The organism is Bacillus sp. JUb11, from assembly GCF_024807925.1.
In the GTDB taxonomy this organism is placed as follows: Bacteria; Bacillota; Bacilli; order Bacillales; family Bacillaceae; genus Bacillus; species Bacillus altitudinis.
The window spans coordinates 220,128-231,881 of record NZ_JANUEZ010000006.1; the positions used below are offsets into that span (position 1 = coordinate 220,128).

17 protein-coding genes are annotated in these 11,754 nt (G+C 40.5%); 6 read left to right on the plus strand and 11 right to left on the minus strand.

Annotated elements, in window-relative coordinates; all coding sequences use genetic code 11:
- Nucleotides 1-71 precede the first annotated feature (71 nt).
- Nucleotides 72-404: a winged helix-turn-helix transcriptional regulator gene (locus M2369_RS13115; RefSeq protein ID WP_144679477.1), complete on the minus strand. Its 333-nt coding sequence runs from the start codon at nt 402-404 to the stop codon at nt 72-74.
- Between the two features lie 141 nt (nt 405-545).
- Here M2369_RS13115 and M2369_RS13120 point away from each other — a divergent pair, with 141 nt between their 5' ends.
- The 3 genes from M2369_RS13120 to M2369_RS13130 all read left to right on the plus strand — a co-directional run bounded on the left by M2369_RS13120 (nt 546) and on the right by M2369_RS13130 (nt 3,097).
- Nucleotides 546-1,163 (plus strand): nitroreductase family protein, encoded by a 618-nt coding sequence (locus M2369_RS13120; RefSeq protein ID WP_008346464.1) that lies wholly within the window; start codon nt 546-548, stop codon nt 1,161-1,163.
- Nucleotides 1,164-1,400: 237 nt separating this feature from the next.
- Nucleotides 1,401-1,619: a DUF3311 domain-containing protein gene (locus M2369_RS13125; protein ID WP_017359680.1), complete on the plus strand. Its 219-nt coding sequence runs from the start codon at nt 1,401-1,403 to the stop codon at nt 1,617-1,619.
- Entirely contained in the window at nt 1,604-3,097 is a 1,494-nt protein-coding gene (locus M2369_RS13130; protein WP_041507073.1) for a sodium:solute symporter family protein, read from the plus strand. The genes M2369_RS13125 and M2369_RS13130 overlap by 16 nt, the downstream gene beginning before the upstream one ends.
- A gap of 40 nt (nt 3,098-3,137) precedes the next feature.
- On the opposite strand, the gene M2369_RS13135 is transcribed toward M2369_RS13130, so the two are convergent.
- Nucleotides 3,138-4,523, minus strand: a complete 1,386-nt coding sequence (locus tag M2369_RS13135) for a S41 family peptidase (RefSeq protein WP_039165529.1) — start codon at nt 4,521-4,523, stop codon at nt 3,138-3,140.
- A 151-nt stretch (nt 4,524-4,674) separates the two neighbouring features.
- Between M2369_RS13135 and M2369_RS13140 the strand changes: the two genes are divergently transcribed.
- Complete coding sequence (locus M2369_RS13140; RefSeq protein ID WP_251211168.1) at nt 4,675-5,373, plus strand: class I SAM-dependent methyltransferase; 699 nt, start codon at nt 4,675-4,677, stop codon at nt 5,371-5,373.
- Nucleotides 5,374-5,465: 92 nt separating this feature from the next.
- The gene (locus M2369_RS13145; protein WP_047946638.1) at nt 5,466-5,717 is read left to right on the plus strand and encodes a hypothetical protein; all 252 of its coding nucleotides are present in this window, start codon (nt 5,466-5,468) and stop codon (nt 5,715-5,717) included.
- A 49-nt stretch (nt 5,718-5,766) separates the two neighbouring features.
- Here the strand turns inward: M2369_RS13145 and M2369_RS13150 are convergent, their stop codons facing one another.
- From M2369_RS13150 to M2369_RS13170, 5 genes are all read right to left on the minus strand, one after another.
- On the minus strand, nt 5,767-6,597 hold the full coding sequence (locus tag M2369_RS13150; protein ID WP_017367458.1) for a M15 family metallopeptidase: 831 nt from the start codon (nt 6,595-6,597) through the stop codon (nt 5,767-5,769).
- Nucleotides 6,598-6,665: 68 nt separating this feature from the next.
- The gene (gene deoD, locus M2369_RS13155) at nt 6,666-7,361 is read right to left on the minus strand and encodes a purine-nucleoside phosphorylase (RefSeq protein ID WP_041507069.1); all 696 of its coding nucleotides are present in this window, start codon (nt 7,359-7,361) and stop codon (nt 6,666-6,668) included.
- A gap of 110 nt (nt 7,362-7,471) precedes the next feature.
- A complete protein-coding gene (locus M2369_RS13160) occupies nt 7,472-7,789 on the minus strand; it encodes a YodL domain-containing protein (protein ID WP_007500756.1) in 318 nt (105 codons plus the stop codon).
- 54 nt (nt 7,790-7,843) lie between these two features.
- Nucleotides 7,844-8,452 (minus strand): phosphatase PAP2 family protein, encoded by a 609-nt coding sequence (locus M2369_RS13165; protein WP_159159730.1) that lies wholly within the window; start codon nt 8,450-8,452, stop codon nt 7,844-7,846.
- A 51-nt stretch (nt 8,453-8,503) separates the two neighbouring features.
- On the minus strand, nt 8,504-8,674 hold the full coding sequence (locus M2369_RS13170; RefSeq protein WP_008346445.1) for a YozD family protein: 171 nt from the start codon (nt 8,672-8,674) through the stop codon (nt 8,504-8,506).
- Between the two features lie 119 nt (nt 8,675-8,793).
- Here M2369_RS13170 and M2369_RS13175 point away from each other — a divergent pair, with 119 nt between their 5' ends.
- The gene (locus tag M2369_RS13175; RefSeq protein WP_017359686.1) at nt 8,794-8,928 is read left to right on the plus strand and encodes a hypothetical protein; all 135 of its coding nucleotides are present in this window, start codon (nt 8,794-8,796) and stop codon (nt 8,926-8,928) included.
- Here the strand turns inward: M2369_RS13175 and M2369_RS13180 are convergent.
- The 4 genes from M2369_RS13180 to kamA form a co-directional block, all read right to left on the minus strand.
- Entirely contained in the window at nt 8,925-9,605 is a 681-nt protein-coding gene (locus M2369_RS13180) for a hypothetical protein (RefSeq protein ID WP_178896926.1), read from the minus strand. The two genes, M2369_RS13175 and M2369_RS13180, sit on opposite strands and share 4 nt — an antisense overlap.
- Before the next feature lie 147 nt (nt 9,606-9,752).
- Nucleotides 9,753-9,977, minus strand: a complete 225-nt coding sequence (locus tag M2369_RS13185) for a YozE family protein (protein WP_003215834.1) — start codon at nt 9,975-9,977, stop codon at nt 9,753-9,755.
- A gap of 79 nt (nt 9,978-10,056) precedes the next feature.
- Entirely contained in the window at nt 10,057-10,338 is a 282-nt protein-coding gene (locus M2369_RS13190) for a YokU family protein (RefSeq protein WP_024718564.1), read from the minus strand.
- A gap of 2 nt (nt 10,339-10,340) precedes the next feature.
- The gene (gene kamA, locus M2369_RS13195) at nt 10,341-11,741 is read right to left on the minus strand and encodes a lysine 2,3-aminomutase (protein ID WP_008346434.1); all 1,401 of its coding nucleotides are present in this window, start codon (nt 11,739-11,741) and stop codon (nt 10,341-10,343) included.
- Nucleotides 11,742-11,754 lie beyond the last annotated feature (13 nt).

Genomic DNA, 11,754 nt, shown 5'->3' on the forward strand with positions numbered 1-11,754 from the left:
TTCTCCTCCTTTGTCATGTGCCTAACATCAGCATATTCATTAGGAGACAAAACGTTTGGGCAAACCTAAAACTAGGCTTGCTCTTTTTTTTCACGAGATCCAGCATACTCCCCTGCCCAGCGCGATACTTCTCCGAACACACCATGTAATGCACTCCCTTTTTCGGTTAGACAATAGATGACTTTGACTGGCGTTTCAGGAAGTACAGTGCGCTTTATGATTCCTTCTTGCTCAAGCTCTTTTAAGCGTTCTGCGAGCATTTTTTGACTGATGGATGGAATAATGTCCGTCAGGTCTTTAAACCGCTTCGGACCATCAAGCAATACATGAATGATGAGACCATTCCACCTTTTTCCAAGAAGCAAAAAAGCTTGCTGAATGTTTGGACATAATTGAAATTCCATATATTTCAGCCTTTCTTTTCATAATCGTTTGACAAACTAACGGTATACAATTTAAAATATATCTCTAGTTACAATAAGTAAGTTTCTCACTTTTTTATTTATTGTACCATACTATTTGCAAAAACGGGAGGAAATATCCATATGGCGAGCGATCAAAAAACGATTGACATTTTAAAAGAAAGAGCTTCAGTAAAAGAGTATGATACAACTCATGAAATGACAAAAGAAGAGTTAAAAGAGCTTCTTGATATCACAACAAAAGCACCATCTGCTTGGAACCTTCAGCATTGGCATTTCACTGTTTTCCATAGTGCTGAATCAAAAGCAAAACTTCTTCCAATTGCTTACAACCAAAAACAAGTCTCACAAGCATCAGCTGTGATTGCTGTGCTAGGTGACCTTGAAGCCAATCTAAAGGGTGAAAAAATCTACAGTGAGCTAGCAGAACAAGGCTTCATCACAGAAGATATTAAAGAAACACTGATGACGCAAATCAATGGTGCATACCAAAGCGAGCAATATGCACGTGAAGCTGCGTATTCAAACGCTTCGTTAGCTGCTATGCAGTTAATGATTGCGGCGAAAGCAATGGGATATGATACATGCGCAATGGGCGGTTTCAGCAAAGAAGCGTACGTAAAAGAATTCAATGTGAGTGGTCGATACGAACCAGTGATGTTGATTTCTGTCGGGAAAGCAGCAAAAGAAGCTCACAAAAGCAATCGTTTTGACATCGAAGAAGTATCTGATTTCCTATAAAAAACGGCACAGTCTCAGCGTCATGCTGGGGCTTTTTTATTTGCTCTAAATATTATTTTTCCATACTTATTTTCAAGTCTTCCTTTCTCATTCTTCAGTATTTACCTCTTTTTAAAAATGAAAGCGTTATATTAGTATGATATTCATAAAAATGATTGTTTTTTCTGAAAATGGTCTTGTGATCTAATCTGACAACTGCTATTATTATGAAATTACAAAATATTAGAGGAGGAAAACATGAACAAAAAACTGATACTGGCGCTACTCATCGCGATTCCATTCATTGGACAGCTTGCACTGCTCCCCTTTGTGAATCGTATTCATCCATTTGTCATCGGGCTGCCTTTTTTCCACTTCTGGCTCTTACTATGGATTGTACTCACACCCGTTTGCACATTTATCATTTACAGGATGCAACATTCAAATGGAGGAACTGACGAATGCAAGGAAACTTAACAGCTTTATTGATTACTGCAAGTATCATTTTCATCGTCGTGGTCATCGGTTTTGCCGCTGGTCGTGATAAATCATCAAGACAATCAGTCGAAGAATGGTCTGTTGGCGGGAGAAAATTTGGCGGGCTTCTCGTCTGGTTCCTTGTTGGCGCAGACTTATATACTGCTTATACCTTTTTAGGGCTCACAAGTACAGCTTATACAGCAGGAAGTGTTGCTTTTTTCGCTATCCCCTATTCCGTTCTTGCTTATTTTATTGCGTATTTCTTCTTACCAAAACTTTGGACGGTTGCAAAAAATCACAAGCTGACAACACTTGCTGATTATGCACGTGAGCGATTTGACAGTAAACTGTTATCCAGTTTGATTGCCATTGTTGGTGTACTTATGCTCATTCCATACATTTGTCTTCAGCTAAGCGGGATTCAAGATACGTTAACTGTCGCTGGAACGAGTTATATTAATGTGAATGCAGTGGTTATGATTTCATTTATTTTAGTTGCACTTTATACATTTTTCAGTGGTATTAAAGGTCCTACATATACAGCCATTATTAAAGATATTCTTGTTTGGGTGATCATGCTCTTTATGGTCGTTTCCCTCCCGATTATTCATTTTAACGGCTGGACACCAATGATGAATACGTTAGCTAAGGAGGCCCCACAGCTTCTGACGATTCCTGAAAGCGGCCCTAAAGGCATTTTATGGTTTATTACCGCATCAGGTGTTTCTGCACTCGCATTATTTATGTGGGCTCATGCAGCAACTGGTGTTTTCACAGCCAAAAGCGCAGATGCCATCCGTAAAAACAGTATGTTTTTACCTCTTTACAACATTGTATTGATTTTGGTCATCTTCCTTGGCTTCATTGCCTTTTTAGTCTTACCGGAAGATACAAATCCAAGATTTGCTCTTCTTCATTTAATTCAGACGTCATATGGCGGCGTGATGCAGGGGCTTGCGTATTCAACGATTGCACTTGCTTCTCTCATTCCATGTTCGATCATGGCCATTGGGGCGTCGAATTTATTTGCCAATAATTTGTACCGTGATTTAATCCATCCAAATGTGTCACCTAAACGGTTAACGATCATTACACGTTCGATGGTATTTATCGTGATCGGGCTTGCTCTTTTATTCGGTATGCTGTTCCCGACTGCGCTTGTCACGCTTCAGCTGATCGGTGTTTCTGGAATGGTTCAAATTTTCCCAGCCATTGCCATCAGCTTGTTCTGGAAAAAACAATCGAGAGAAGCAACGATTGCGGGGCTCATCGTAGGAATTATCGTGACCTTTACAGCGAATATGACACAAATGACATTCGGCCTTTATGAAGGCTTTCTCGGTTTACTAGCAAACGTTGTGGTCATCCTGATTTTGAATCCATTCTTCCAGAAGAATGTCACATCTAATTCTGTGACAAGTGATTTGTTTGAAAAGAATGGGAAAACAACGGAACCTGTGGCTAACAAAGCGTAACACAAGAAAAAAAGCAGTCCCCTGATGAGGGCTGCTTTTTCTATTTCATTTCTTTTTTCAACACTTCAATGGCTTTTTTCATTTGCGTATCATTTTTCTTGAGCTTATCTTGGATGTTTGTCATCAGTACCGTCGTTGTGTCCCCTGTCAGAATACCATCAGCCTTCAGATCGTGATCTGATTGGAACCTTTTCACGACCGACTGGAATGCTTGATCATATTCTCCATTGGCTTTTGCTTTGTAGCCAAGCGCTTGGAACATTTTTTGAGCCGCTTTGACTTCATCTCCATCATCATTCAGTTGATACGTCTTTTTCGGACTTAAGTATGGCAGCTTCGCATAACTCGGCAGAGATGCTTTCACCTGTGGCTCAATTCCTTTTTTGTGAATCCAAGACCCGTCTGGTGTCAGCCACTTGGCAATGGTTAATTTCACACTAGAACCATCATTGTAGCTTTGGGCATTCTGAACAGTCCCTTTACCAAATGTCTTTTCTCCAACAAGTTGAATGCTGGAGGATTGGTGCAGAGCTCCCGCCATGATTTCAGCAGCACTCGCTGAACCGCCGTTTATAAGAACAACTGTCGGCTGATGAACTTTGCGTTCTTTTTCCGCTTTGTACACTTGTTTCTTTCCTTTTTCCTCAACCTGCATAATGACTTTTCCTTTATCGATAAAGTCATTGCTCATTTCAATTGCTTCTGTCATAATGCCGCCTGGATTATCTCTCAGATCAATGACAAAACCTTTTGCCCCTTTTTTCTCGAGGTCATCAATCGCTTTATCCAACTCTTTAGACGTGGTTTCAGCAAAAGAAGTGATTTGGATTTCGCCTATTTTATCTTTTGTTAGTTTTGCATACACCGTTTCAAGTGGAATCGTATCTCTTGTGATCGTGACATCCACATTTCCAACACCTTGTCGGTTCAAATGCAGTTTGACATCCGTTCCTTTTTTCCCTCTGATAAGAGAAACGGCTTTATTCACTGACATACCTTTTGTACTTTTACTATCCACTTTTAAAATACGATCATGAGGTTTCAAACCAGCTTTTTCAGCAGGAGAGCCTTTAATCGGTGCGACAATTAAAATTTGTCCATCCTTCTCTTCTACTTGTGCACCAATTCCTTCAAATGAAGATGAAATGGTGTTGTTAAACCCTTCGGCTTCCTCCTGATCCATATATGTAGAGTATGGATCATCAAGTGATGCAATCATGCCTTGAATCGCACCGTCTACTAGTTTTTGATCATCCGTTTTTTCGTAATACTCGTTTTTTACCTTCGTATATGCAGCCATGAGTTTACTAAACTTCTCATCTCCTGAAACGCTGACAGCACCTTGTTTTGTGATCACAAATGTAATCACTGAGGAAAGCGCTGCTGTCACCAGAATGGCTATCACGAACTTGAATTGTTTTTTCAAAAAAACACCACCTTTATCTCCTTTCATTATTATCAAGGACGATTCTTCATCCGTCAACCAAAGGATCAAACTTCTATTTGAAAAGATAAGCCATTTCGCCCTGCAATGCATAATCTTTAGAGAGAAACATGATAAAGAAAGAAGGGATTCCATGAGTGACTATGTAGAAATGCTTGCTTATTTTGGGGTATCAGGTGCCCATCCTGGTGGAATTGAGCTAACAAAAACGATGATTGAGCATCTTAACTTGACGTCTGACGATCGTATACTGGATGTTGGATGCGGCACAGGACAAACAGCCGCCTATTTAGGACATTTAGGTTATGAAGTAGAGGCGATTGATACACATTCTTTGATGATTGAAAAAGCCAATCTGCGATTCGAGCGGGAACAACTACCTTTCCGTGCACAGCAAGCATCGATCGAACACCTACCATTTGCAGATGACTCGTTCTCTCTACTGATCAGTGAATCTGTTTTAAGTTTCACCCATTTACCTGCTGCGCTTGCTGAGATAAAACGGGTGCTTGCTCCTGGAAAACAATTGATCGCAAATGAGGCTGTGTTAAAAGTGCCGCTTCCCTCAAAAGAACAGGCAGCCATTCGGGAGTTTTATGGGTTTCACTCCCTCTTTTCATTTTCTGAATGGAAAAAACAGTTAGCGTCCGCAGGATTCCGTGACATTCAGATTCTCTCATTCGATGAGCACATGGTGCAGGAGGAGCCGACCGAAATGGAATTATCAGATGAAATACCACCTTCTCTTTATGATACATTACAGACACACTATGACCTGATTCAAACACACCGAGAACATCTGAGTCACCTTGTATTTGAATGTACAGTATAAAATGAGCGAATCTCCTATATGTTTTGTCCAAACTCTATGAAGTCTTTCGCATAGGATAAGAGTGAAAAGAGTTTGTCATAAGGAGGAAAAACATGGAGCGCTACTACAAACTTTGTCAGCAGCATATGGGGAAAGTAGCTAGAATTACTGATCGAAATGGCAGAGTACATGTTGGACGTATTGAGCGGGTGACAAACCGCAAAGTTTATATTCGTCCAGTCGGCGGGTCCCGCGGGGGCTTTGGTTATGGATATTACGGAGGTTATTATGGCTGGGGTGCAGCTTATGGCATCGGTCTCGGTTTTATTACCGGCTTCGCTTTAGCAGGTTTGTTCTTTTTTTAAAACGGCGTATAAAAGAAGGCCTCCCAGCTTCGGGAGGCCTTTTATTTGTTTATATTTTCTTCACTTTGTTCATGTACTCTTCGAATGTTAAATCATGATCATGCATCGCTTTTGCAGCTTCTTTCCCTACATAGCGCAGGTGCCACGGCTCATATTCATATTTCGTGATGTCTTCTTTCCCTTTTGGATAACGGATGATAAAGCCATATTTATAAGCGTTTTTGGCTACCCACTTACCATCAGGTGTTTCACCAAATTTTTCAGAGATTTCAAAGCCGGCACTTTTTGAGGAAATATCCATGGCAAGACCTGTTTGATGTTCACTTTCCCCTGGTAAGGCTACGGCTTCTTGGGCTTTTTCTTTCCCTTTTAGTTTCACTTCACTATCAAAAATGACTTTTTGACGGTCATAGGAACGATAGCCAGATACTGCAGCAAGCTCAAAGTTTTCCTTTTTAGCACCTTTGAATAACTTTGCAAGTGCCTCCGCTGCTTCTTTTCGAATATATCGTTTTTCAATATCCTCTGAAAAAGAGAATTCCACTTTTGGTACAACGAGATCAGAAGGTTTATAGGTTCCTGGCAGTGCATATTCTTTGTTCACTAAAGCAAGCACATTTTCAGGGTTTTGAATGGTCTTCAGTCCGCTCACTACCTTGATGTCATTGAAATATTCACTCTTTAACGTCAGCTCTTGATTAGATGAATCTGCCGTATCGTTTGAGTTTTGCTGGGGTGATGAACTTGCTGCGTTCTTTTGTTCGTTTGTTTTGTTGGATTCAGTGGTACCGCTTTTCTGATCCAGTAACTGGCAGCCTGATAATGCGGCCGTCAAACCAAGAATCGATGCGATTGAGAGTATTTTATAGCTTTTCTTCATGACATACCTTCCTTTTGCTCTACTAAAAAAATAAAGATGCGCTACATCGTAGCACACCCTTTATACTATTATAAAACAGAATCTAGTGCAATTAAGATCATTTCGTCAAATGTCGTTTGACGCTCTTCAGCAGTTGTTTCTTCTCCTGTTAGCACATGATCACTCACTGTTAGAATCGACAACGCTTTTCTGCCAAATTTTGCAGCAAGCGTATAAAGAGCCGTTGTCTCCATTTCAATCGCTAGAATTCCATATTGATCCATCAGCTCAAGTGGTTTTTCATTATAAAACTGGTCTGCTGTAAATACATTCCCAACACGCACAGCTACTTTTTTCGCTTCTGCTGTGTCGTAGGCTTTTTTCAGTAAACCAAAATCAGCGCATGGTGCGTAATCAATCGGTCCAAATGCCACACGGTTCATTTGAGAATCTGTTGATGATGTTTGAGCTAAGATGACGTCACGTACATTGACATCTTTTTTGATCGCTCCGCAAGAGCCAACACGGATTAAGTTTTGAACATCATAGCTTTGGATCAGCTCATTCACATAGATCGAAATAGACGGTACGCCCATTCCAGTACCTTGTACAGAAATGCGTTTTCCTTTATATGTTCCAGTATAACCATACATGCCGCGCACTTCGTTATAGCACACAACATCTTCTAAATATGTATCTGCAATATATTTCGCACGAAGCGGATCGCCTGGCAGCAATACCGTTTCTGCAATTTGTCCTTTTTCTGCTCCAATATGTACACTCATTTTTTAGCCTCCACTTACGTTTAACATGTGTTTAGTCCCATTTATTATAAACGATTGAGATCAAAAAAGAAAATACCAGCTGAAAGTAAAGCTGGCATCGTCGTTTATATTTAACTCATCGTCATTAGGCGTTCACTGCGTTTCCATCCTGCCGGAAAGAGCTGGTAGTAGCACTTCCCTTTTTTCTGGTCATCAATCACAACGATATCCCCTGTTGTGATAAACCGTGCATTGTAATCATTAGGGACTGTATCTTGTACATTAAATGTCGAGAATGCTTTTTCCAGTACATCAAGGTGTGTCCTGCCGCCAATCTTTGTCCGGTATACAGGTTGATGCCCGCTTTCTGCACCATATTCAGGTGTTTGATAAATGGTTAAGTGATAAGCTGAAGGTTTCTTTTGAAAAAATCTCAACGTCAATTGCATTCAAATCCCTCCCCTTTTATATAAAATTGGCTGGGATCTATGAATTTCCTTCTTCTATTTTTGTCGAATGACGGACAATTTTTCGTCAATCTTTTTACATATGAGAAATAAAGCTAGTCCTATCGCAAAGCCCCCTGCTACATCAGTGACATAATGAACACCGATATACATCCTGCTGATGCCGATCATCAGCACACAACATCCTGTCACCATGTAGACTGCTTTTTGTCTCTTTTTCAGCCACGGAATCATTTCAATTAATAGATAGGCGATAAATGGATAGATCGTTGCCGCATTCATAGAATGACCGCTCGGAAAGCTGTAATAGGTCTCATTCACTAGATGATCAAAGGCTGGACGCTCTCTAGCAAACAGTCCTTTCAGTTCATGATTGACCGTTTTTTCTGCTATATATAGTAGAAAAAGCAGCATAATAGAGTGGTAGCGTTTATACATAAACAGCACCACGCTAAAGATGAGCATGATTGGGACAAGCAGCGCACTGATACCAAAGTCAGTCAAAGTCAGCATGACATCATTTAAAAAAGGAAGTCTGATGTTTTCAAACGATAAGATGATCTGGTTGTCCAACTCCTGGAACATGCCAGACACCATAAGCGCTGCGATGGCGCCAAACAAAAGGAAAAAAATGATGACATACACGCGAAACAATTCCCCTCCCTTTCTACTCAGAATCTCTTCAAAGTATAGTGCCTACCGCGCCTCTTCTTCAACTATCATTGCTTTCCTCAGCATATATTCAAATGTAATATCGGCAAGCTCAAACGTTTCCAGCTCAGATGGTATGTACCCTCTTTTGACCAGCTCCGTGTAGAAGAATTCTGCAATTTCCTCTGTATCAATCACCAAATCTGCTTCTTTCATTGCTTTCCGCCTCCTTTTTTATGATGTATGAACGCTGCCTTATTTTTATTACAGTTTGTCATAATGGCTCATTCCATACATATAAATGCAGTAAACGAAAAGAAAAGGGGCATGAGGCAATGAAATGGTTAAGCATTTTAGATGGACATACTTTTGATCAGGTGATGGGCCGTATCTTGAGGGGATGGTTTTATGTGATTGCTTTTTTCTGTGTTCCTTACTTTTTATTCGTGTTAGGACAAGTCTTCTTTTAACCAAAATGCTCGTTTAAACTTTCCAAAATAAAGTCCATCATATCCTTATATTCTGGGTCTTTGAAAAATTCATAGAGAATTTTATAATCATTGTAAATATCAAGAAGCTCATCCACTATAGATACAGCTAGAAATTCTAGTGATGCTTCGCTTTCTTGTTTCGCTTCTAACTGTAATAGAGCGGTTTGCACCATATCTTCCTCTATTTCTTTTGAGGTTTCTCCAACGTAATGCACAAAAAGAAGCTGATGAACAAACTGATCCATCTCATATTTTCTTAGGACAAGCGTCAAGTCTTCTTCTTCTGTTTCCAGCCATTCTCCGTCTTTTAACCTTGTGAGTTCATAAATGACATCTTCCCAGCCATCTTCAAGGTAGCGCCATATCTCAGTCCGATGGCCAATGATTTTAAATAGCTCTTTCCCGTAATCCTTTACATATACAACATCGCCAATGAGGAACTCATATTCAATGTCCAGCTTTTCTGTATCTACAATCACCCCGTCGTACTCATCGTAAAGCTGAAGTGATGTTTCAAAATAAAGCACCTCATTATGATTGACCTCATATAGATAATGTTGGTCAATTTGATGGACTTTTGTTATCGTTCCAACTGTGCCGTACATGACAACGACGACAATATCCCCTACTTTATATTTTGGTGCTTTCGCCTTCATTCTGTCTCCCCCTTGCCCGACTTTTGGTCTTAACGTATCGTATGCCGGCGCAAGGAATTCTGCATGGGCAACCACACCATGCAAAACGCCATTTTATTTCTTCATGAAAAAACCGCTTCTTCCATACGGAACAAGCGGTTGTGTGTGTTATTTTTTTTTGACTTCTACTTCGTATTGCTCAAAAGCCTCATCAAATGTCGTCATGGAGCTTAAATAGTCCCCATTTAACTCTAAATAGGCACATAGCTCATGATAATCAGTGGATGCTTTAGGAAAGCTGTGATCTTCATAAGCAGCATTTGCAAAATGACTGATTTCATCCTTCGGTTTTGGATGTCTGTACTTCATTAAATAATGGTAAAACGACTTCACCTGTTTTTCCCTCCGCGACACTCTATTTTGTTGTTATATTATACAGGAATTTGATGACTTGTATAGGCGGAGGTACAACTTATGAAGAAAAATCAAAGTAATTACGCTTTAATAACCGCTCCATGCTCATTAATTCTTCATATGAGATTTTTTCTGGAAGTTTTGTTTGATCGACTAAAATTAATTGATCTTCTATCTCTTTTACTGTCTCATCCTTCTGATACGTCATCCCGCAATGCGTGCAAGAAATCGAAGGCGTTTCCAAAATCTCAATCGATTGTGTGCCCGTGATGAGTTCCCAATAGACTGTGGTCTGTCCTGCGTTCGCTTTCTTCTCCTCACACCAATCACATGTCAGCAACGTTATTTCTCCTCCTTTACGGTTTGTTCTTTTTTGAGCTGGGCTTGATATTTCTTCTCTTTTAATTCATCTCGTTTTTCGCGTTTGTTTTTGAGCGTATCATGTTCAGGATTCGTTTCATAAGACTCTCTTCGTTTCATTCGGCTTAAATTTTCAGGCGTAAAGGATCTTGCTTCATCCTCAAATAGAGCTGTTATGCCAATGGCGGGTTCTTTCTTTTCTTCATAGATTTCATTAAAATACGCATCTGCTTGGCCTGCGACGTAATGTTCCGGCTCTGGATAAGAGGTGATCACACCTTCAAAGTTACGCAGGACCACTTTCTCTGGGCTTTGAGATAATAAATAATTTGGCTGTAAGGTGATCTTACCTCCTCCGCCTGGTGCATCTACAACAAAGCTTGGCACAGCATAACCACTCGTATGTCCTCTTAAGCCTTCAATGATTTCAAGGCCTTTTGAAACCGGTGTTCTAAAGTGGCCGATCCCCTCAGATAAATCACATTGATAAATATAATAAGGTCTGACGCGAATCATGACGAGATCATGCATCAGCTTCTTCATAATTGGAACACTGTCGTTAATTCCTGCTAGGATCACTGCCTGATTGCCAACAGGCACGCCAGCATTGACAAGTCGCTCACACGCTTCTTTCGCTTCTTTTGTGATTTCAATGCTTGTATTAAAGTGAGTGTTCAACCAAACAGGATGATATTTTTTTAAAATCTCACACAATTCATCTGTAATTCGCTGCGGAAACACGACCGGTGCACGTGTTCCAATTCGAATGATTTCAACGTGAGGAATGTCTCGTAAGTTTTTCAAAATGTATTCAAGCACTTGATCATTAATTAACAGCCCGTCACCGCCTGAAATTAACACATCCCGCACTTCAGGGGTTTCTCTAATATATCCAATGGCGGCATCTAATTGCTTTTTCGGCACACCCATCCCGATCTGACCGGAAAAACGCCTTCTCGTACAATAGCGGCAGTACATGGAGCACTGATTTGTGACAAGAAACAGCACACGATCTGGGTAGCGGTGCGTTAAACCTGGAACAGGTGAATCCTCATCTTCATGGAGCGGATCTTCGAGGTCATATTTTGTTTTATGAAGCTCCTCTGCAATCGGTACAGACTGCATACGAATTGGGCATCTTGGATCGTCTGGATTCATCAGTGAGGCATAGTAGGGTGTAATGTTGAGTGGAATGGTTTTCGTAGAAATCTTCACCCCTTCTTTTTCCTCTTCTGTTAAGTTCACGACTTTTTCTAAATCTTCAAGCGTTTTGACCGTATGCGTCAGCTGCCAAATCCAGTCGTTCCACTTTTCCTCGGGTACGTCCTTCCAAAGTTCAATGTCCTTCCAATGTCGCGCAGGTTGATACAGTTTTTGATTCATATCCATTCCCCCT